Origin of the sequence: Myxococcus sp. CA033 (assembly GCF_013336625.1) — a bacterium.
GTDB classification, from domain to species: Bacteria; Myxococcota; Myxococcia; order Myxococcales; family Myxococcaceae; genus Myxococcus; species Myxococcus llanfairpwllgwyngyllgogerychwyrndrobwllllantysiliogogogochensis.
Window position 1 is genome coordinate 15,555 of the sequence record NZ_JABUMU010000031.1, and the last position, 19,995, is coordinate 35,549.

The 19,995-nt window shown below is 70.6% G+C and carries 17 protein-coding genes; 8 read left to right on the top strand and 9 right to left on the bottom strand.

Translation table 11 applies throughout. From position 1 onward, the window contains the following. Positions 1 to 168 precede the first annotated feature (168 nt). Positions 169 to 882 (top strand): esterase family protein, encoded by a 714-nt coding sequence (locus tag HUA78_RS41060; RefSeq protein ID WP_141640444.1) that lies wholly within the window; start codon positions 169 to 171, stop codon positions 880 to 882. Positions 883 to 910: 28 nt separating this feature from the next. Here the strand turns inward: HUA78_RS41060 and HUA78_RS41065 are convergent, their stop codons facing one another. The 4 genes from HUA78_RS41065 to HUA78_RS41080 all read right to left on the bottom strand — a co-directional run bounded on the left by HUA78_RS41065 (position 911) and on the right by HUA78_RS41080 (position 7,800). Then, positions 911 to 2,311: an MATE family efflux transporter gene (locus HUA78_RS41065; RefSeq protein ID WP_174453862.1), complete on the bottom strand. Its 1,401-nt coding sequence runs from the start codon at positions 2,309 to 2,311 to the stop codon at positions 911 to 913. A gap of 189 nt (positions 2,312 to 2,500) precedes the next feature. Further along, complete coding sequence (locus HUA78_RS41070) at positions 2,501 to 4,633, bottom strand: beta-propeller domain-containing protein (protein WP_174478699.1); 2,133 nt, start codon at positions 4,631 to 4,633, stop codon at positions 2,501 to 2,503. Positions 4,634 to 4,804: 171 nt separating this feature from the next. Continuing rightward, entirely contained in the window at positions 4,805 to 5,974 is a 1,170-nt protein-coding gene (locus HUA78_RS41075; RefSeq protein ID WP_141640441.1) for a TIGR02266 family protein, read from the bottom strand. A 2-nt stretch (positions 5,975 to 5,976) separates the two neighbouring features. Continuing rightward, positions 5,977 to 7,800, bottom strand: a complete 1,824-nt coding sequence (locus tag HUA78_RS41080) for an Hsp70 family protein (protein WP_141640440.1) — start codon at positions 7,798 to 7,800, stop codon at positions 5,977 to 5,979. Positions 7,801 to 7,956: 156 nt separating this feature from the next. On the opposite strand from HUA78_RS41080, the gene atpH reads away from it, so the two are divergent. From atpH to atpA, 3 genes are all read left to right on the top strand, one after another. Next, on the top strand, positions 7,957 to 8,502 hold the full coding sequence (gene atpH / locus HUA78_RS41085; protein WP_174478700.1) for an ATP synthase F1 subunit delta: 546 nt from the start codon (positions 7,957 to 7,959) through the stop codon (positions 8,500 to 8,502). A 145-nt stretch (positions 8,503 to 8,647) separates the two neighbouring features. Further along, positions 8,648 to 10,123: a PAS domain-containing protein gene (locus HUA78_RS41090; protein WP_141640438.1), complete on the top strand. Its 1,476-nt coding sequence runs from the start codon at positions 8,648 to 8,650 to the stop codon at positions 10,121 to 10,123. A gap of 205 nt (positions 10,124 to 10,328) precedes the next feature. Then, the gene (atpA, locus tag HUA78_RS41095; RefSeq protein WP_174453858.1) at positions 10,329 to 11,876 is read left to right on the top strand and encodes a F0F1 ATP synthase subunit alpha; all 1,548 of its coding nucleotides are present in this window, start codon (positions 10,329 to 10,331) and stop codon (positions 11,874 to 11,876) included. A 103-nt stretch (positions 11,877 to 11,979) separates the two neighbouring features. On the opposite strand, the gene HUA78_RS41100 is transcribed toward atpA, so the two are convergent. Both HUA78_RS41100 and HUA78_RS41105 read right to left on the bottom strand, forming a co-directional pair. Then, entirely contained in the window at positions 11,980 to 12,507 is a 528-nt protein-coding gene (locus HUA78_RS41100; RefSeq protein ID WP_174478701.1) for a hypothetical protein, read from the bottom strand. An 82-nt stretch (positions 12,508 to 12,589) separates the two neighbouring features. Beyond that, positions 12,590 to 13,438, bottom strand: coding sequence for an HAD family hydrolase (locus tag HUA78_RS41105; RefSeq protein ID WP_174478702.1), 849 nt, complete (start codon positions 13,436 to 13,438; stop codon positions 12,590 to 12,592). Between the two features lie 178 nt (positions 13,439 to 13,616). On the opposite strand from HUA78_RS41105, the gene HUA78_RS41110 reads away from it, so the two are divergent. The 3 genes from HUA78_RS41110 to HUA78_RS41120 all read left to right on the top strand — a co-directional run bounded on the left by HUA78_RS41110 (position 13,617) and on the right by HUA78_RS41120 (position 16,871). Continuing rightward, positions 13,617 to 13,997: a hypothetical protein gene (locus HUA78_RS41110; protein WP_141640434.1), complete on the top strand. Its 381-nt coding sequence runs from the start codon at positions 13,617 to 13,619 to the stop codon at positions 13,995 to 13,997. A 315-nt stretch (positions 13,998 to 14,312) separates the two neighbouring features. After that, a complete protein-coding gene (locus HUA78_RS41115; RefSeq protein WP_174453855.1) occupies positions 14,313 to 15,815 on the top strand; it encodes a hypothetical protein in 1,503 nt (500 codons plus the stop codon). Between the two features lie 186 nt (positions 15,816 to 16,001). After that, positions 16,002 to 16,871: a hypothetical protein gene (locus tag HUA78_RS41120; protein ID WP_174460673.1), complete on the top strand. Its 870-nt coding sequence runs from the start codon at positions 16,002 to 16,004 to the stop codon at positions 16,869 to 16,871. On the opposite strand, the gene HUA78_RS41125 is transcribed toward HUA78_RS41120, so the two are convergent. Beyond that, on the bottom strand, positions 16,861 to 17,271 hold the full coding sequence (locus HUA78_RS41125) for a response regulator (RefSeq protein WP_174453853.1): 411 nt from the start codon (positions 17,269 to 17,271) through the stop codon (positions 16,861 to 16,863). The genes HUA78_RS41120 and HUA78_RS41125 overlap by 11 nt on opposite strands. Positions 17,272 to 17,618: 347 nt before the next feature. On the opposite strand from HUA78_RS41125, the gene HUA78_RS41130 reads away from it, so the two are divergent. Further along, entirely contained in the window at positions 17,619 to 18,548 is a 930-nt protein-coding gene (locus HUA78_RS41130; protein ID WP_174453852.1) for a hypothetical protein, read from the top strand. A gap of 109 nt (positions 18,549 to 18,657) precedes the next feature. On the opposite strand, the gene HUA78_RS41135 is transcribed toward HUA78_RS41130, so the two are convergent. Together HUA78_RS41135 and HUA78_RS41140 are read right to left on the bottom strand one after the other, a co-directional pair. Then, positions 18,658 to 19,353, bottom strand: coding sequence for an NTP transferase domain-containing protein (locus HUA78_RS41135; RefSeq protein ID WP_141640429.1), 696 nt, complete (start codon positions 19,351 to 19,353; stop codon positions 18,658 to 18,660). A gap of 257 nt (positions 19,354 to 19,610) precedes the next feature. Then, the gene (locus HUA78_RS41140; RefSeq protein WP_141640481.1) at positions 19,611 to 19,928 is read right to left on the bottom strand and encodes a CBS domain-containing protein; all 318 of its coding nucleotides are present in this window, start codon (positions 19,926 to 19,928) and stop codon (positions 19,611 to 19,613) included. Positions 19,929 to 19,995: the final 67 nt, after the last annotated feature.

The following is a 19,995-nucleotide window of genomic DNA, read 5'->3' on the forward strand; positions in this document are numbered from 1 at the left end:
GAATCCACCCGTGACACGCCACGGGGGTGGGACGGCGCGGACCCCGGCTCCGAGCCCCGCGAGGCCTCTTCGTTCCGCTCAGCGCGAGGTGTTCAGTCGTACGTAGTGCGGACGCTCTGCCCGCACGCCATTGCCAGTCCTTGACGCGGCGCGGTTAAGTTGCCGGCCATGAACCGCGAATACCACCGCTGGCACAGCGAGCGCCTGCATCGGGACATGGAGTTGCTGCTCTTCGGCCACTCCGGGGAACCGGTGCTGCTGCTCCCCACCAGTCGGGGGCGCTTCTATCAGGCCGAGGACTTCGGCCTCATCGGCGCCATCGCCGACCGCATCCAGTCCGGCCGCTACGTCGTCGTGTGCCCGGACTCGGTGGACGAGGAGTCGTGGTTCAACAAGTCCATCCATCCCCATGACCGCATCGCCCGCCACCAGGAGTGGGAGGCATATCTCTTGAACGAGGTGGTGCCGCTGCTCTTGAGTCGGAGCACGGGAGGCCGGCTCACGCTTGCCGGGTGCAGCTTCGGCGGCTTCCACACATACAACGTGGGCCTGCGCCATCCGGACGTCTTCCGCCGGCTCATCTCCATGGGCGGCAAGTTCGAGACGGACGAGTTCCTCGACGGCCACCACGACCCGGACGTCTACTACCACTCCGCCACGCAGTGGCTGCCCAACGTCACCGACGGCAACCAGCTCTCCGCGCTCCAGCGCGTGGAGATGGTGCTCGCGGTGGGCGAGCACGACTTCTGCCGAGGCTCCAACGAGCACCTCTCCAGCCTGCTGTGGAAGAAGGACCTGGCCCACCAGCTCGCCATCTGGCAGGGCGGCAATCACGACTGGCCCGTGTGGCGGGAGATGATTCAGCAGTACCTGCCCTGGTAGTCGCCGGGCATCAAGGCGCCGGGCCCGCTCAGGACTCGAGCGGGCGCAGCGTGCCGGCACTCACGCGGTGGAAGCGCCAGAGCAGCGCCAGGGCCACCACGATGAGCCCCGCGCACAGGCCCCACCAGATGCCCACCACGCCCATCCCCAGCTTGAAGCCGAGCAGCCACGTGAGCGGCAGACCGATGGCGTAGTGCCCCACCATGTTGGCCAGGAAGGTGAAGCGCGTGTCTCCGGCGCCGCGCAGCACGCCCGCGCCCACGCCCTGCACGCCGTCGAACACCTGGAAGACGGCGCTCACCATCAAGAGCGGAACCACCAGCGGAATCACGTCGGCCGGCGCGCCAGCCAGCTTCGCCAGGGGCAAGGGGAAGGTCGCGAAGAGCAGCCCTCCCAGGGCCATGAAGCCCGCGCCGCTCGCGAAGGCCATGAAGCCGCTGAGCCGGGCCTGCGGGGTGTCGCGCGCGCCCACCGCCCAGCCCACGCGCACGCTGCCCGCGTTGCCGATGCCCACGGCCACCGTGAAGGTGAGGCTGGAGAAGGCAATGGCGATTTGATGCGCGCCCATGCTCGCCGGCCCCAGGCCCGCGGCCAGCACCCCCGCCAGCGCGAAGACACCAATCTCCGCGGCGATGTGCAGCCCCGCCGGAGTGCCGATGCGCGCCGCCTGAGCCAGGTCCGTCCACACCGGCCTGCGCGTGGGCTTCGTCTCCGGCGCGGGCATGCGGCGCACCGCCCAGAGGACGATGCCCAGCTGCAACGCCGTGCACAGCACCGAGTCCACCGCCGCGCCCACCACGCCCAGCGCCGGCACCAGCCGCAGCGGGCCCGTCCACTCGGGCAGCCCCGCGCCGCCGAAGACGAGCAGCAGGTCCGCCAGGAGGTTCACCACGTTCGCCGCCAGCGTGGCCACCACCAGCGGGCGGATGTTCGCGGTGGACGTCAGGTACGTGCGCACCGTCATGAAGGCCAGCATCAGCGGCAGGCAGGGCGCGCGCCACACGAGGTAGTCCTTCGTCTGCTGCAACTCCGGCTCGACGATTCCCGCCCAGGGCAGCACGCCCGGCGTCGTCAACAAGAGCATCCACAGCACCACGCCCGCCGCCAGCGCCAGCCAGCCGCCCTGCCATAACAGCGCGCGCGCTCGGGACTCGTTGCGCGCGCCGATGGCCTGGGACAGCAGGGGGTCCAACCCCATCATCAGCCCCATGCCGAAGCTGCTGACGGCGAAGAAGAGGCCGTTGCCCAGGCCCGCGGAGGCCAGCGCGGAGGTGCCCGCGTGCCCCATCACCAGCGTGTCCACCAGGCCCATGAGCGCCTGCCCGCCCTGGGCGATGGCGATGGGCACCGCCAGCTTCGTCAGGGCCCGGAACTCGGTGCGAAGAGGGGTACGGACTTCGGTTTGTGGCGGAACGACGGCGGTGGACATGACGGCCCGGCCTATAGCGCCTTCCGAAGTGGAATGCGCCAATCGCGAGGGACGCCTCTTTGCCCGCCCACCTGACCTGCCCGGGCGGTGGACCGTCTCCGGAAAAAGACAGGGGCCCCCGGACATCCACTGTCCCGAGGGCCCCGACCCATCACGTCATGTCACGCCCGCGTCGATGCGGGTGCGCCTTCAGCGCACGGGCGGCTGGAACACCGTGGTGGCCACCGGCGTCTGGAGCGAGCCCACCTTCGACGCGCGGATGCCGGCGTCGGTGATGGCGTACACGTAGTCGTCCGCCATGACGCTGCGGCGCACGGAGGGCGACCAGTACCAGCTCCACTGGGGCTCGTTGAAGCGCTGGTACACGTCCTTCATCGACAGCGCGCCCACCGGCGTGAAGCCCGTGGCCGTGTCCACGCGGAACACGCGCAGCTCGCTCGTGAAGCCCGTCCAGTAGTCGTACCCGTTGTTGTAGTTCCAGTCCGTGAAGGGCAGGGCCAGCAGGCCCTTGGCGGGGAAGAAGTTGAACGCCTTGTGGTCGCCCTGCGCGTCGCTGTAGCTGCTCGTCCCGCCCATCCGATGCGTGAAGGCCTCCTTCGGGTGGGCCAGATCCGTCACGTCGAACAGCGACAGCTTCAGCGCGCGGCTGGTCCAGGTCCCGTCCTCGGCTCGGTCCTCGCCGAAGGTGAGCAGGTGCGTGTCACCCAGCGGGTGGATGTACGTGGAGAAGCCCGGAATCTTCAGCTCGCCCACCTTGCGCGGGTGCGCCGGGTCACTCAGGTCGAAGGTGAAGAGCGGGTCCGTCTGGCGGAAGGTGACGACGTAGCCCTTCTTGCCCACGAAGCGCGCGCTGAAGATGCGCTCGCCCGCCGCCAGGTCCTCGCTGCGACCCAGCTCCTGGAGGTGTCCGCCCTCGGCGCCGAACGTGACGACGCGGCTGTGGGTCTCCATCGAGTTGGGGACGGACACGCCGTCATTGCCGTTGTTGGTGGGGTCGACGCGCCAGGTGCTCACCGTGGTGGCCACGCGCAGCACGCCCTCGTGCTCGTCCATGGCGAACTGGTTCACCAGGCTGCCCTCCAGCGTGCCGCTGCCCGCGTACGTCGCGCGGTTCGGCTCGCTGAGGTCGAACTTGTGCAGGTACGTGTGGTCGGACTGGTTCGCCTCCGGCCACCACCACCAGTGCGACGCCGCCAGGTAGAGTGCCTCCGTGGACGCGTACACCGTGCCGGGCGCCGACACGATGCTGGTGCGGCCCAGGGGAGCCGCGCCCTCCGCGGCGTCCAGGTCCAGCGACAGCACCGTCACGAAGCCCAGCCCGGTGGGCGCGTTGGAGCGGTAGAAGTCCCCGCACGACACGGGCAGCGGCGTGACGGTTCCATCCTCGGCCACGTGCTTGCCCGGAGCCACCCAGTCCGCCAGCGTCTGCGCCCGGATGAGCTGCTCGTTCTTGACGAGGAGCGCGTCGATGGCCTCGTTCATCTGCTTCTTGCTGCGCTCCAGCGACGACGAGTACTCGGGATAGAAGCGCACGTCCGCCGGCCAGCGGAAGTCGTCCGACAGCACCAGCCGCACCGCGCCGTCCATGCGACGGGCGCTGAGGTACGAACCCGGCAGGAACACCTGCTGCTTCACCTGGGGCGAGGACAGGTTGGACACGTCCACCACCGTCACCTTCAGCGTGTCGCCCCCCATGTAGCCGCACCGGAAGCCCGCGCAGTCCATGACGGGCGCGCCCGTGAGCAAGCCGCCCCACACCGTGGGACGTCCCGGACGGTCGTCATCCACCTGCGAGGTGATGACCAGCAGCTTGCGCTCCTTGTCGTAGAGCATCTCCCGGGGCCAGCCCTGGATTTCCATCGACGAGGCCAGGGTGAGCTGCTCCGCGGGCCAGGAGCGGTGCAGGTACAGCCGGGGTCCGGACAGCACGAAGATGTGCGTGCCGTCGTTCTGCACGAAGTCCGCCTCGTGCACGCCCGCCACCTGGTTGTTGGTGCCCGTGTAGTCATCCGGCCCGCGCGGCGAGCCGCCTCCCGAGCTGGCGTCGCCCTCCGTGGGGGCGTCCGCCCTGGGCGGCATCGAGCCGTCACCGAACAGCCAGCCGCCATTGCGAGGCCGCATCGACTCCAGCGACGCGCGCATCCTCCGGGTCGCAGTGTCCTCGATGTATTGCTCCAGCGGAGCACAGTCCTCGAAGGACTCCAGCCGGGCCTGCTGCTGCACCGGTTCGTTCTCTACCTTCGGGTACTCCGGGTCATCCCCGCAGCCCACCGCCGCCACCGCCGCCAGTCCCACCCACCCGTAGCGCTTCCATTGCCGCATGAGGCTCCTCCCTGTTCGCGTCTTGGCCCCATCCGGCGCGCGAGCTGGTTCGTCCAGCCCCGCCACGTCCAGATGGCTCAACGGTCCGGGCGCGCTCTTGCCACCGTCATGCCAGCACCGGGCAGACAGAGGACTCCGGGATTTCCAGGGGGTTGCGGGAGACAGTGCCTCTCAGAAACCTGAGGAGCGAGGAGTCCCCGAGGGGGAAAAACCGTGGGTCCTGGGCACGAAGCGGACGAACTGCTGCGTCAGCGCCGGGTCCATGCGCTCCAGTCGCAGGCCCATGCCGGCCGGAGCACGGAAGGGGCCCGGGGTGCGCGGCGGGTTGGACCAGACAACAGTGGCCTCGGCCGAGCAGGGCGTGCGCTGCCCGGCGAGCAGCACCTTCAGCGTCAGCCGGGTGCCCTCGCGCGCGGGGGTGAGGGTGCGCACGAAGAGGGCGTCGGGGCTGGCGTCGTGGCTGAAGCCCGTCAACGTCGCGCCACCGCCCACCGGGGCGAACTCCACCACGGTGAAGAAGGGCACGCGCTCCGCGGCGCGCAGCGGCACGCGCTCCGGGACGAGCCGCGACAGCACCCGCCCCAGGAGTTCATCCGCGCCCAGATGCCGCTTCTCCAACAGCGGCGCCCCGGCGAGCACCTGCGCGCGCGCCAGCACGTCCGCGGACTCCTCCGCGCGCGACAAGAGCACCAGCGGCTTCTTCGGGTTCGCCTCGCGCAGCTTCGTGGCCAGGGCCAGCGTCTCGCGCGGCGCTCGGGAGACATCCACGAGGAAGCCGTCGAGCAGGGCCGCGTGCTCGCTCGCGAGCTTCTCCGCGTCCACCGCGTCGCGCGCGTAGAGGACGTGCAGGCCCTCCTGCTCCAACGCGCCGCCCAGGAAGGTGTGCAGGAAGCGCCCGCCCTCCACGAGCAGCATGCGGCGGCCCTTGGGAGGACCTTCCTTCGCGCGCTCGCGGGCGCCGCGCACGGCCACCAGCTTCGCCTGGAGGGCCTCCAGCGCCACGGGCTTGGGCAGGAAGTCGTCCGCGCCCGCGCGCCAGCAGTGCATGACCTCATGCGGCTCGCCGGCGGAGGTGAACATGATGACGGGCACGTTGCGGCCGGCCGGGTGCGCCTTCACCGCGCGGCACACCTCGTCGCCCTGCATGCGCTCCATGCGCAGGTCCATCAGGATGAGCATGGGCGCGCGGCGCGCGAGCTCCGACAGACACGCCTCGCCGCCATCCAGCGTCACCGGCTCACAGCCGAGCCGGGCCAGGTGCAACCTCACCACCTCGCGAGCCGTGCGCGAGTCATCCACCACGAACACGGCCTCGCGCGTGGTGGAGGTGGGCGCATTCATGGTCAGGCGCGCGGCTCCTGCTTGCCGGACAACAGCTGCGTGAGCTGACGGGCGATGGCGGCGCACTTCGCCGCGTCCTTGCTGTCCAGCGCGGAGCGCCCGCCGTCGAGCAGCCGCTGCACCGTGCCCACCGCTGCGTCGGCCTCAGGGCTGGGGTTCTCCTGCGCGCTCTTCTGGAGCATCCGCGCCAGCTTCTCGCCGCGCTCCAGCAGCTTGCGGAACAGCTCCTCCGCGCGCTTCGCGTCCACCACGCCCTGCGACTTCGCGTAGTTCGCCTGCTCCGCGCCCAGCTTCTCCGCCTCGCCGTGCGGAAGACCCGCGCGGGCCTCCAGGCGCACCGTCTCCATGTTGCCGGTGGTCAGGTCGGTGGCCTTCACGGACAGAATCGCCTCGCCGGACAGCTCGAAGACGACCTCCAGCGGCACATCACCGCGCGCGGCCACGTGCAGGTTCTTGAGCACCACCTCGCCCAGCTTGTGGTTCTCGTCCTGGAACTCGCTCTCGCCCTGGTACACGGGGATGCGCGCCTCGGCCTGGCCGGACGTCCCGGGGAAGAAGATGTCGCGCGCGACGACGGGCACGCCCGTGTTCTTCGCGATGAGCCGCTTCACGCGTCCGCCCAGCACGCCCACGCCCAGGCTCTGGCTGGCCACGTCCAACAGCAGCGCCTGACCCGACTGACGCAACAGCTCGTCCGCCTGCACCGCCGCGCCCAGCGCCACGGCCTCGTCCGGGTGCACGTCCGTGGACGGCGCGCGGCCGAAGAAGTCCGCCACCAGCCGGCGCACCAGCGGCACGCGCGTCATGCCGCCCACCAGCAGCACCACGTCCACCGAGCGCGGGTTCATCTTCGCTTCATGCATCACGCCCTGACACACCTCCAGGCAGCGGCGCGACAGCGGCTCCGACAGCGTCTCGAAGAAGGAGCGCGTGAGCACCGTCTCCAGCTCCGTGCGCCGGCCTCCCGTGGAATGGTCGCCCAGCCCCGACACGGAGACGGTCGCCTCCTCGTGCTCGGTCAGCTCGCGCTTGGCCGCCTCCGCAGCGACCTTCAGGCGCCGCAGGCTCTGCGCATCCTGGGACACGACATGGCGGAGTTCGTCGTCCACCTGCGCGAGCAGCCATTGGACGATGCGTTGATCAAAGTCCTCGCCACCCAGGCGAGGGTCGCCGCCGGTGGCGCGCACCTCGAAGACGCCGGACTTCACGTCGAGGATGGAGACATCGAACGTGCCGCCGCCCAAATCAAACACCAGCGCGCTGCCCTCGAAGCCGCGCGACAGGCCGTACGCGAGCGCCGCCGCGGTCGGCTCGTTCACCAGCCGCACCACATCCAGCCCGGCGATGGAGGCCGCTTCCCGCGTGGCCTGGCGCTGGTTGTCGTCGAAGTTGGCGGGGACGGTGATGACACACTTGGTGACGGTGCGGCCGAAGTGCGCCTGCGCGTCGAGCGCCAGCTCCCCCAGAATCATCGCGGAGACCTGGGTGACGGGCAGCACGCGCCCGGCCAGCTTCACGCGAACGTCTCCGGAGGGACCGGCGACCAGTGGATATGGAACGAGGGCCTTTGCTTGTTGCACCAATTCCGGCGTGTAGCGCCGGCCAAGGAAGCGCTTCGTGGCCCAGACAACGGAGTCGGGATGCTCCTCCGCGAGCGCTTGGGCTTGCTGCCCCACGACGCGCTCGCCGGCCTTCGTCACACCGAGCACGGAAGGCGTGAGGCGGCCTCCCGCGCGCGAGGGGATCAGGCGCGGTCGGCCGTCCTCCACGGTGGCGACGGCGCTGTTGGTGGTACCCAGGTCGATGCCGATGACGGGGTCGTGCATGGGGGCGGTCGGGACCCCACGGTACGGGTCTTGCCGCCTCCTCGCCAAGCCCCCTCTCGTCAGACCTGCCCTCCGCGCGTCGCTTCCCTGTCCGGCCAGGCACGTTGGCCGCGGAGGTGGACGCCCCTGGAGCACCATGCTAAGGGCGCGACCGCCATGGTGAACGTGTCCATTGCCCGCCGCTACGCCCGTGCCCTCCTCGACGTCTCGTCGGAGGTGGGCCGCATTGATGCCGTCGCCGAGCAGCTCTCCTCCTTCGCGGATATCTTCGCGAAGAACCCGGAGATGACGGACGTGCTCCACAACCCCATCTACTCCCGCGCGCAGCGAGCGCAGGTGGTGGAAGGGGTCATGAAGCTGGTCCCCAACCTGGAGCCGGTGCTGGCCAACACCCTGCGGCTGCTGGTGGACCGCAACCGCCTGCCCTACGTCGCCGACATCGCCCGCGTCTTCCGCGACATGGCCGACGCCCGGGCCGGACGCGTGCGCGGCAACGTCACCACCGCCGCCTCCCTTCCCGCCGACACCCTGGCCGCGCTCCGCCAGTCGCTCCAGCAGATCACCCAGCGCGACGTCATCCTGGAGACGCGCGTGGACCCCAGCCTCCTCGGTGGCGTGTCCGCCCAGGTGGGCAGCATCCTCTACGACGGCAGCCTCCGCACCCAGCTGGAGGAGATGCGCCGCGAGCTGAAGCAGCACTAAGAGTACGGCCGCCGTCCGGCGGCCCACTCCGCAGGTCGTCCCTGCACCCCGCAGTCCGGGGCAAACCGGCATTTCCCGTTGCCCCTGGAGAGAGGTATACTCGGGGGAACGCGGGGTAACCCCGGGTTTTCTGGACGACCTCAACATGCCGCAGTCCCTGCTTCACCCCCTCCCCGGTGGCCCGCTCTTCGCGGTCGCCCCCGAAGAGGCTTGGCCCTTCCTTGGCGCGGTACTGAACGCGACGGGTTGTGGCATCGCCCTGTTGGACAGGGAGCTGCGGACCGTGTGGGTGAATGGCGCGCTGGCGTCGCTTTCCGGCATGGAGATGCGGGCCCACCTGGGGCGCCCGCTCGTCGACCTGTGGCCCAAGCTGGCGGTGTCCCTGGCCCCCCTGCTGTCTCGCGCGCTCTCTGGTGAGAGCGTGGTGGAGGCGCCGGTGACGGGGGTGCTGTCGTCGACGAGTGGAGAGCGCAGCCTGCGCGTGGCGCTGTCCCCGGCGCACCAGGCCGGCGTGCTCACGGGCGTGGTGATGTGGATGCGCGACGACACGGCGCGGACGCACGAGGAGGCCCGGCTTCGGGAGCGCGAGTCGCACATGCGCAGCCTCGCGGACGTGGCCTGCGACGGGCACTTCCTGCATGAGAACGGCGTCGTCCTGGACGCCAACCGCGCGCTGGCCCACCTCCTGGGTCACGACTCGCCCCGGGATTTGATCGGCCACCACCTCATCGAATGGGTGTCCCCCGAATACCGCCCCGCCGTCATGTCCGCCGTCGCCCGGGGGGTGGAGACGCCCTACGAGGTGATGTGCGTGCGCCGGGACGGCCAGCGCATTCCGCTGGAGGTGCTGGGCAAGCACGTCCTGTGGGAAGGCCGGCAGGTGCGACTGGCCGCCATCTGGGACATCAGCGGCCGCAAGGCGGCGGAGGAGCGGACGGAGCGCACCGAGCACTTCCGGGAGCAGCTGCTGGGCGTGGTGGGCAATGACTTGCGGACGCCCCTGCAGACCATCCAGATGGGCACCGGCGCCCTGCAGCGGCTGGGAGGGATGGAGGAGCCCCAGCAGCGACTGGTGGGCCACATGGCCCAGGCAGCCCGGCGGATGGAGCGGATGATCCACGAGCTGCTGGACTTCACCCGGGCCCGGCTGGCCGGCGGGCTGCCGGTGCGCCCGGAGTCGCTGATGCTGGACCGGCTGGTGGAGCGGGTGCTGGACGAGCGGCGACAGGCCCACCCCGGCCGCACCCTGCTGATGGAGACACAGGGGGATTTGCGCGGCCACTGGGACGAGGCTCGGCTGACACAGTTAGCGGACACGCTGCTGGGCAGCGTCCTGCAACACAGCACGGACACCACGCCGGTGTGGTTGAAGCTGGTGGGTTCGGTGGGGGGCGTGACGCTCTCCATCCGCAATGACTCGCTGACGGTGCCGGTGGAGGAGCACGCCACCCTCTTCGAGCCCTTCCGACGGGGCCGCCCCGCCAGCGCGGAGGGCCTGGGCCTGGGGCTCTACATCGCCCGGCAGGTGGCCGTGGCCCATGGGGGACGCCTCACGGTGGAGTCCTCCCAGGGTGGAACCCGCTTCGTCGTCTGGCTGCCCCGCGAGCCTCCCGGCCGCTGACGGCCACACGTGCCCGGAGGGGTCGTGCTCCCTCGCTCGCCGGGCACCGGGGCACCGTCGCTTACCGGGTTGATAATGCCCCGAGAGCCCCGAATGTCGTGCGCATTGCAGTGGGTAGGGGTGCGTGGTAAGGGGCCCCGACTTCTAGCTTTCGGCGGACCCGAACCGACCCGGCCCGCCCCCTGTTCGAGGACGCAAAACGCCCATGGAAATCCGCGCCGACGAGATCAGCAGAATCATCCGGGAGCAGATCAAGGACTACGGCAAGAAGGTCACCGTCGCGGAGACGGGCACCGTGCTGTCCGTGGGTGACGGTATCGCGCGCATCTACGGGCTCGAGGGCGTGCAGGCCGGTGAGCTGGTGGAGTTCACCAACGGCGTGAAGGGCCTCGTGCTGAACCTCGAGGAGGACAACGTCGGCGTCGCCATCATGGGTGACTTCCAGGCCATCCGCGAGGGTGACGTCGTCAAGCGCACCCAGCAGATCGCCTCCGTGCCGGTGGGCAAGGGCCTGCTGGGCCGCGTGGTGGACCCGCTCGGCATCCCCCTGGACGGCAAGGGCCCCATCGAGGCCACCGAGACGCGCCGCCTGGAAGTGAAGGCGCCCGGCATCGTGAAGCGCAAGAGCGTGCACGAGCCCCTGCAGACGGGCATCAAGGCGCTGGACGCGCTGGTGCCGGTGGGTCGTGGTCAGCGCGAGCTCATCATCGGTGACCGCCAGACGGGCAAGACGGCCGTCGCCATCGACACCATCATCAACCAGAAGGGCCTGAACGTTTACTGCATCTACGTGGCCATCGGCCAGAAGCAGTCGACGGTCGCCCAGGTCGTGGAGAAGCTCAACCGCTTCGGCGCCATGGAGTTCACCACGGTGGTCGCGGCGAACGCCTCCGACCCGGCCCCGATGCAGTTCTTCGCGCCGTACGCGGGCGTGGCCATCGGCGAGTACTTCCGCGACAACAAGATGCACGCCCTCATCATCTACGACGACCTGTCCAAGCAGGCCGTGGCGTACCGCCAGCTGTCGCTGCTGCTGCGCCGCCCCCCGGGTCGTGAGGCGTACCCCGGCGACGTGTTCTACGTGCACAGCCGCCTGCTGGAGCGCGCCGCCAAGCTGTCCGACGAAGAGGGCGCGGGCTCGCTCACGGCGCTCCCCATCATCGAGACGCAGGCTGGCGACGTGTCCGCCTACATCCCGACGAACGTCATCTCCATCACCGACGGTCAGATCTTCCTCGAGACGGACCTGTTCTTCGCCGGCGTCCGCCCGGCCATCAACGTCGGTCTGTCGGTGTCCCGCGTCGGTTCCGCCGCGCAGATCAAGGCCATGAAGCAGGTGGCCGGCACCATGAAGCTGGAGCTCGCGCAGTACCGCGAGCTGGCCGCCTTCTCCCAGTTCGGCTCGGACCTCGACAAGGCCACGCAGGAGACGCTGGCCCGCGGCGCCCGCATGGTGGAGCTGCTCAAGCAGGGCCAGTACGAGCCGCTGCCCGTCGAGCGTCAGGTCATGCAGATCTACGCCGCCACCAACCGCGACGACCCCAAGAAGCGCGGCTGGATTCGCGAGATTCCCGTCGCGGACGTGGTGCGCTGGATGCGTGAGTTCCTGGACTTCACGGACGGCAAGTACCCGACCATCTCGAAGGACATCGCCTCCAAGCGCGAGCTCACCAACGACATCAAGGCCTCGCTGAACAAGGCCATCGTGGAGTTCAACGACGTCTTCCAGCCCACCCCGGGCGCGAAGGTCTAAGACTCTCCGGCCTCCAAGGCCCGTCGCACCGAGCCCCGCGCTCCCTTCCCTGGGACGCGGGGCTTCGTGTTTCTGGCGTGTGCCCGGACTCCTGGAGCTTCGGCTACCGCTTCGCGCCGTCGGCGGGCTTCACCTCGCGCTCCACGGTGCCAACGGACTCGCCCGTCCACTCGGGGTCCACGGGGATGATGAGGTAGCCCTCCTGGGCCGTGGGTGGGGGGCGTTGGTGGAGGGGTGGCGGCTCGTCGCTCGAGGCCACGCGGGCGGGCACGTCCGTCCAGGCGACGAAGCGGGCCTCGTACTCCCGCACGCGCTGGCCGCCGGCCACCTTGCGCTCCAAGGGGCGCGGCAGCAGCACCGCGTCCGCGCCCATCAAACAGGCGGTCTCCTGGAGCAGCGCCTTGCGGCCCTGCGCGCCCAGGTACTCGTTGCCCGTCACCGCCAGGGTGCCGAGCTCGGCATAGGGGCGCGGGGGCTCGCGCTCCTCGAAGACCTCGAACGCGCAGCCGGGCTCCCTCGCCGGACGCTGGACGCTGACGGGGTGCGCCTCCAGCGCCACCTGTGCCGAGGTCGCGCAGGCGGACATGCAGGCGGCGAGGACGCACGACGACAGCGAGCGGCTGACGGACATGGCTGGCTCCGATGGAAGGGCGCGGCGGACGACAGTCTCGTCAACGCCGCGCCTCTCGGGAGCATATCGGCGGGTGGATGCTTCAGCGCAGGCGCGGCAGGAGCGCGCGCAGGCTCTTGTCCACGCCACCGCGAGCGCCCAGCGCCTCGATGGCCTTCAGCTCGTACGGCAACACGTTGTCACGGGCGACGAGTTGCACGTGCGCGCCCAGGGCGGCCGGCAGCGCCAGGTCCAGCTCGTAGATGTCGCCGGCCACCAGCGTGTCCTCGGGCCGCGTGCCAGTGGTGTCCCAGATGCGCTTGAGGGCCTCGAAGTAGCGGCCCCGGCGCAGGTAGACGGGCCGGCGCAGCACGCCGTCCAGCGTCTGCATCTCCGGCAGCGCATCGAAGCGCGCGTCGGACACGTCCGGTGGGTCCAGCAGGAACTTGCGCGCGTCGCCGGAGACCTTCAGCCGCTCGCGGCCCTTGGGCGCCAGGGTGTCCAGCTTCTTCTCCACCAGCTCCGTGTGCGCATTCGTCACGACAGTCACGGGCAGGCCCGTGGCGAGCAGCGCCTCCAGCACCTCCTTCGCCTCCGGCTTGAAGGCCGTGGCCGAGTGCACGTAGGACTCGCGATACATCGTCTGCACGGCCTCCGAGCGCGTCGCCTCGTCGGTGCCCACGGAGAGCCGCTGGAAGATGCGGTGCGCCGCCGTCGTGGCCGTCAGGTACGGGTCCGCCGTCGCGGGTGCCACCACCTTGCCACCCAGGTTCCACCCCAGGAGGTCGGCGCCCGCTCGCAGCGCCGCGACTTCCTCCTCCCAGGCCTGCTCCACCCCCTGCCCCAGTGCGCGGACCAGTCCGTCACGAAAGTGTTTCAAGAAGGGCGCGCTCTCCGTCGCCACGTCCGTGAAGGTCCCGTCGAAGTCCAGCACCACGCAAGCAATCGCCATCAGCCCACCGACTCCCGAAGTTGGAGGAAAAGGGGCCGGATGACGCCCCGGCCCGGGTTCCGAATCAAGCCTGTGACATCATTTCGGCCCTGTAAACTTGAGGCCGCCCTGTAAATCCCGAGTGGCAGGGCCGTCGCCTTGAGTCCTACAGCGGGTGGCTCGCTAGCCTTGGGCGGGCATGGAAGCGACGCGGCGAAACGAGGCGGCGCTGTGGCGCCGGGCGTGGCTGCCCTGGGGCTTGCTCGCCGGAGTGTGCGTGCTCTGCGGGTCGGCGGCCTGGGCGAGCTCTCGCTCGGTGTCCGCGCTGGCGGAGCGCGGGGCGCAACTGGAGCGCGAGGCGGCCGAGTCCGAGGCCCGCGTGGCCGAGCTGCAGGCGCTGCGCGAGGCCATGGCCCGACGACTGCGCGTGCTGGAGCAGCAACACCAGAGCGCGCGGGCGGAGGTGCTGACCGCGGCGGCGGCCTGCTCCCTGGCGCCACCCGAGGCACCCCAGAGCCAGGGCCGCTCGGAGCCGCGCCGCTCGGGCTCCGCGAAGGGAAAGAAGAGCGCGCGCCGCTGACGGGAGCGCGCTCCGACGTGGCCTCCACCCCGCGAGGTCTCTCGCGCCGAGGCCCTGCGCCACAGTCCGGGGAGCGCGCTTCGACGTGGCCTCCCCCCCGCGAGGCCTCTCGCGCCTCAGCCCTGTGCCTCGATCCAGGGAGCGCGCTTCGACGTGGCCGCCAGGTCCACACCTGCCCTCGCCACTGTGGACCTGGGGGCAACAGGGCGCTGGAGCCGCGCGCACAACCTCACGGAAATACTGCGAGGCGAGCGTCGGCCCGCCACGTGCTACCTCGCGACTCCGAGTCTCCTTTTCGCGCGAGGTCCCTTCCGCATGTCTTCCGTCATCCTCCGACTCCCCGCCCCCCTCCGCTCCGCGCTGGCCGCCCTCGTGTGCGTGGCCGCGCTGCTCCCGCTCTCCCGCGCGGAGGCCGAGCCGGGCATCCGCATCCTCAACTCGCTTTCCACCGCCGACCTGGCCTTCAACGCGCTCACCACCAACGCGGGCTCCATCGAGGCGCTCATCTCGCAGCCGCTGACCTCGAGCGCCTTCGCGGGTGACTGGCGCCTCAGGCACCAGCTCGAGGACCCGGCCGCGCGCAACGTCATGCACTACCTGGTCGAGTGCGCGCTGGGCCCGACCTCCAAGGTGGAGTGGAAGGACCGCCTGGGCAACGTGTACACCTTCAGCGGAGGCGCGGCCCTGTGTCCGGAGTGGGATTTCACGGCGCCCAGCCCCCAGTGCCTGGGCTACGTGAGCGCGTGCCTGCTGTCGCGCAACAACGCCTACGGCCACACCGTGGAAATCTCCCTGCGCGGCGAGGACCCCCGGGACGACCTGCGCTTCAACCCCACCGGTGACACCAAGCAATGGCACCCCATGTTCCTGCCGTGCGACAAGGGCGGCTCCGGCCTGGGTGACGAGTGTGGCTGGGTGGGCGAGGGCGTGGGCGCCTGCACTCCGGGACTGGAGGTGACGGTGGCCGCCGGCGCGCCGAGGCCGGACACGTGCACCGGCCTGCTCGGCGCCATCTCCGGCCACCGCGTGCTGCGCGTGTGTGAGAAGCCCTGGGGCTGCGAGGCCGGAGACGCCCTGGCCGCGGCCGAGAAGAACGACTGCGGCGGCGACGCCCCCAGCGCCACGTTCTTCTGCCCCCGCGGCGGCAGGTACAGCGTCATGTCCGCGCCCTTCAACCGCATGGAAGCGCCGGGCTCGTGGGTGAGGCCCGGCACCACGCAGGGCCGCTACCCCGTCGCATCCTTCGGCGCCTTCACCTTCCGCGAGGGCGCGTTCTTCGGGAACATCTTCGACTCGAAGGCCCTGTCCGTGGAGGTGAGCATCAACATGGACACCTACCTGCCCCAGCTCTCCAAGCCGAACTTCACCGGCTACCCGTACCAGAACGTCCACGCCTGCTTCGCCAAGGACTGGATTGCCGGAGATGTGCACCTGGCCTCGCGCATCTGCGCCAACACCACCATCGGCGACCACACCGCCTTCGGCTGCCTGGCCCGCACCGTGGGGCCCTGCGAGTTCGGCAGCGCCAGCCCCCAGGCGCCCCGCTGCGCCGTGGGCGATGGCTTCAAGGTCCAGGGCGACGGCGACTTCGAGGTCTGCTCCGACGATGACGGCGTCTTCCACCCCGAACCCATCACCACCTACCTGAACAGCCCCTGCGACGCGCTGCCCGTGACGGACCGCAGCACGTGCGGCGGCGGCGAGTGCGACTTCAGCGTTTCGCCCCCCAAGTGCAAGAAGGGCTGCGAGCCGCGCTCCGCCAGCGAATGCCTGGCCGTGGCCTGCGTGAAGAACCCCAAGCTCTGCGTCCGGAAGTAGCACCGCGTCACGACCAGCCCGGGGGGTCGGCTTCCACCTCCCGGGCCCGGCGACACGGTGGGCTCGCGAGGGCTGCCCGGCCAGGGGGCAGGCGGCATCCCATACACCATGGGTGTATGAATAAAGCAGGCGGCCGGCCGTCCTGACTCGCGTTGCCTCGTTCCGGCCACCGCCGAGGAGCCCACCGTGTTCTCTTTCCGTTCCGTCCTGAGCGCCGTGCTTGCCCTGGGATTGCTGCTGGGCTCGACGCCGTCCGAGGCGCGCTTCGGCAAGCGTTCCCGTCCTTCGCAGAGCGACTCGAAGAAGGACGACGACAAGAACGACACGCACGAGGCCACGCCGGTGGGCCACTCGGACTCCGACGACGATGACGATGACGACAGGCCCCGGCGGCGGCGCAACAACTCGCGCCACGTCGCGTCGGATGTCGCGGACAGCATCGGCTTCCTCGCCTTCGTGTTCTCCGGCGGCAACCACCGGCTGATGGTGGTGGACGAGCCCCGGCACCGCGGTGAACTGCGGCAGGAGCGTCACGCGGCGCCCCTGTCCTTCCGCGTGGGCTTCCAGGCCGGGCCCGTCAACAGCGGCGGCGCGGGCGACCTCTTCATCGGCCTGGAGGGCCGGCGCTTCGGCGTGGACGCGCGCATCACCGGCATCAGCGTGGACGCCGATGACGGCACGGACGCGTCGGACAGCATCACGCTGGTGGAGGCGCACCTCACCTGGGCGCTCGTCTCCCTGGAGCGCGTCCGGCTGCGCGTGGAGGCGGGTGTCAGCACCGCGAACGCGCCGGACATCGCCTTCGTGGGCCCCAGCCTGGGCATGTCCCTGGAGGCGTGCCTCGCGGGACCGCTCGACTTCGAGGCGCGCGCGCAGATGACGCCCTTCCCCTATCGCCAGGTGGACGCGAGCGCCGCGCTGGCGCTGCACCTGGGCGCGCTGGTGCTGCGCGGCGGCTACCGGGGCATGGTGCTGGACGACGCGGGCCACGTGGACGGGGTCGTCCACCGCGACGGCTTCCACGGCCCCTTCTTCGGCCTGGGCCTCACCTACTGATTCGTCGAGGCACCTCCGGCCTCGGTCCCGGGCAGTGCTCCTGGACCGTGGCCATCAGGTCCTTGAGCCGCACGGGCTTGCGCAAAAGCGCCACCACGCTCGCCGGACGGGGCCCCGGCTCCGCCGCCATGGCCACCACCCGCGACTGCTCGAAGCGCGCGTCCCGCTGCAGTGTCTCCAGCAACCCCAGGCCCTGCACCCGAGGCGTCTCCAGGTCCACCAACACCAGACACGGCACCTCCAGCGACACGAGCACGCGCAGGGCCTCCCGGCCATTGATGGCCATGGCCACGTCGTAGCCCTCGTCCTGAAGCGCTTCCGCCATCGCGCCCCGCAGGTCCGGGTCGTCTTCCACCAGGAGCACGGTCGGCTGCATCACCACATGGGTCACGATTGCCACCCTAGTGCCTCCGTAGCTCGCTGACACAGTTCACACCGCGAGGCCTTCGCCCACTGTCGAACCGTGAGCATCCGCCCGGTCCAGACAGGCAGATAGTCCCAGCTCCCCCGCGCGATGAGCCCAGGAGATGGGGCGGGGACGGCCGGGATGCACGGCGAGCGTCCGCCGGTGAATGGCGATTCCTCCCACGTGTCGTGCCGTGCGCACTCATTGGACGGCGCGCTGCCCAATGCCACACAAGCGCGATTGGCCAACGCCCGCCCACCCCGGGGGACCATGGCCGCGCGGGGCCGGCGGCCCTTGAATGTCGCTCCCCCGTCGTCCCCCGCCAGGAAGAGGAGTGGACCTTGCCCTCATCGAAGGCCGTGCTCGGCTCCGCGCTCACCGCCACCCTCCTGCTCGGCGGAGCCCCCGCCGAGGCCCGCTTCGGCAAGCGCTCCACGCCGTCATCGTCTGGAGGCACCACCCGCCCGGAGCGCGGCGCGGACCGCCCGGACGCCAGCCACGAGCGCCGCTCGCGTGAGCATCCCGCCACGCCCGTCGGACAGGGCTCGAACGACGGGCGCCCCGCGCGCGAGCACCCCGCGACAGCCATTGGCAAGGAGCGCGACGCCCAGGACGACGCTCCCCGCAGGCGGCGGCGACGGGCCCGCGTCCCCGTGAGCACCGCCGTCGTCGGAGTGGGCGCCGCGGGGGCCTCGGCTTCGCCCCGGCTGAACGCCACCACGCGCACGGAGCGCCGGCGCGATGAGCCCGTGCCGCTCCTGGTGCGCCTGGGCGCGCAGGCGGACTGGCTCACTGGCGGCGGCGCCATGGGCCTCTTCATGGCCATGGAGGGCCGGCGCATGGGGTTGGACACCCGCATCACCGGCCTGACGCTCCGGGCGGAGGACGGCTCCGACAAGGTGGACCGCATCACCCTCTTGAGCGCGCGGGTGACAGCGGCCCTGTGGGCCAGCGCCCGCGGGCGCGTGCGGGTCGAAGCGGGCCTGACGAGCGCCCACGCCCCCAGCGTCATCTTCGTGGGTCCCAGCTTCGGCGCGTCCGTGGAGGCCTGCATCGGCGCCTCACCGCTGGACGTGGAGGCGCGTGTGAATGCCACGCCCTTTCCCCACCGCCAGGTGGATGCGCAGGCGGGCATGGCCCTGCACCTGGGGGGCTTCAACCTGCGCGGCGGCTGGCGCGCGCTGTACCTCAACGACGCCGGACACGTGGACGGCGTCGAGCACGAGGAAGGCTTCGGCGGGCCGTACTTCGGCCTCGGGTTGACCTTCTAGTCCCCGGGCACCTCTCCACGGGCCGCGCGCACGCACGAGCGGCCCGTCATGCCCTGCTCACACGACGGGCCGGAGCCGCCCGATTGAGGGAGCCCCGGCCCTCCAGTTCTTACTCGTCCGGCGACGCGGCCATGGGAACCGAACCGCCCCCGCCGCCGATATCCGCCACCGTGGTGAGCCCCGAGGACGGCCGCTTGCCGGTGCCTCGGCGCTTGGGCGGCGGCGCCAGCTTCGGCTCCGAGCCGAACAGCCGCTCGTACGTCTCCGGCCCGTTGATGTTCACAATCACGCCCGGGTCCTTCAACGGCACCCGACGCACCTTCATGTTCTTCAGCACCACCTCCAGCTGGTCACCCTCCGCCGCCCGCAGCCGCTCCGCCGCGGCCCGCGACAACATCACCGGCCAGCCAGGTGCCCCCTCGAACTCCGGACGCAGCGCCTCCTCCGCTTCTCCCATCAACTTGAGCAAGGACTTCACCGTGGTGGCCCGGAGCGCTGGCATGTCCACCGGATGCAGGAGCACGACGTCCGCTCCGGCCTCCATCGCCGCGTCCAACCCCACCTTCACCGAGGCCATCTGGCTGTCCTTCCACTGCTCGGACTCCACCAGGTCCAGCCCCGGATGCTGCTCGCGCACGGCCTCAGCATCCTTCCCCACCACACCCAGCACCTGACAGCTCGCCTTGCCAAAGGTCGACGCCAGCGACTGAAGGAAGCTCTTGTCGCCTTCGTGCAGGATGAGCGCCTTGGGGTGGGCCATCCGCCGGGCCTCGCCCGATGCGAGGATGATCGCCACTGCCTTCATACCAAGCCTCCTCCGTCCCCCGGGGAATCGAGTGCCAGCTGGCCCGGGGCCACCGGGAACAGGCTGTGGCCTCCGCGGTGGTTTTTGAGCCCACCCCCCGGTGCTAGCCGTCAGACGGCCCCCAGTCACTTCGCGAGCCGTGTGAGAGGAGCGCGAGCACGCGCGAGCAGCGCCGGAAGAGGCACGGGCCGCCTGCTCGTTCGTACCACCCCGGAGGCTCGCCTCCCCTGCCCTCCGGCCACCTGCCCGCGGAAGACTCAATGCAGCCACCGGGGCGGCGGCGTGTGCAGCAGCAGCGCCGAGGCGGGCACGGACGCGGCGGTCTTTTCTTCCGTGCTCGCCAGCGCCTTGGCGGTCAGAATTTCAGCCAGCCGCGCGAGCGGCGCAAAGGAAGACAGCCGATGCAGCTCATGCTGGGACACCTCGCCCAACCACGCTCCGTCCCGGCCATCCACCACCGGCAGCGCGTGCGCCCCGTGACGGTGCATCACCTGAAGCGCCGAGAGGACGGTGTCCTCGGGGAAGAGCGTCACGGCATGGGCAACGAGCATCTCGAACTCGGGGCTGCGGCACATCGTCACGGAAGGCCTCCATAAAGCAGGCGTCAGGCGCCTCTGATCCACCCCTAAGCAAGGCCCTTGC

Excerpts from the sequence above, each read along its gene's own strand:
- atpA (WP_174453858.1), top strand. The coding sequence starts at position 10,329 with ATGGAAATCCGCGCCGACGAGATCAGCAGAATCATCCGGGAGCAGATC.
- HUA78_RS41070 (WP_174478699.1), bottom strand. The coding sequence starts at position 4,633 with ATGCGGCAATGGAAGCGCTACGGGTGGGTGGGACTGGCGGCGGTGGCG.
- HUA78_RS41080 (WP_141640440.1), bottom strand. The coding sequence starts at position 7,800 with ATGCACGACCCCGTCATCGGCATCGACCTGGGTACCACCAACAGCGCC.
- HUA78_RS41075 (WP_141640441.1), bottom strand. The coding sequence starts at position 5,974 with ATGAATGCGCCCACCTCCACCACGCGCGAGGCCGTGTTCGTGGTGGAT.
- HUA78_RS41090 (WP_141640438.1), top strand. The coding sequence starts at position 8,648 with ATGCCGCAGTCCCTGCTTCACCCCCTCCCCGGTGGCCCGCTCTTCGCG.
- HUA78_RS41060 (WP_141640444.1), top strand. The coding sequence starts at position 169 with ATGAACCGCGAATACCACCGCTGGCACAGCGAGCGCCTGCATCGGGAC.
- HUA78_RS41135 (WP_141640429.1), bottom strand. The coding sequence starts at position 19,353 with ATGAAGGCAGTGGCGATCATCCTCGCATCGGGCGAGGCCCGGCGGATG.
- HUA78_RS41115 (WP_174453855.1), top strand. The coding sequence starts at position 14,313 with ATGTCTTCCGTCATCCTCCGACTCCCCGCCCCCCTCCGCTCCGCGCTG.
- HUA78_RS41065 (WP_174453862.1), bottom strand. The coding sequence starts at position 2,311 with ATGTCCACCGCCGTCGTTCCGCCACAAACCGAAGTCCGTACCCCTCTT.
- HUA78_RS41100 (WP_174478701.1), bottom strand. The coding sequence starts at position 12,507 with ATGTCCGTCAGCCGCTCGCTGTCGTCGTGCGTCCTCGCCGCCTGCATG.
- atpH (WP_174478700.1), top strand. The coding sequence starts at position 7,957 with ATGGTGAACGTGTCCATTGCCCGCCGCTACGCCCGTGCCCTCCTCGAC.
- HUA78_RS41110 (WP_141640434.1), top strand. The coding sequence starts at position 13,617 with ATGGAAGCGACGCGGCGAAACGAGGCGGCGCTGTGGCGCCGGGCGTGG.
- HUA78_RS41105 (WP_174478702.1), bottom strand. The coding sequence starts at position 13,438 with ATGGCGATTGCTTGCGTGGTGCTGGACTTCGACGGGACCTTCACGGAC.
- HUA78_RS41140 (WP_141640481.1), bottom strand. The coding sequence starts at position 19,928 with ATGTGCCGCAGCCCCGAGTTCGAGATGCTCGTTGCCCATGCCGTGACG.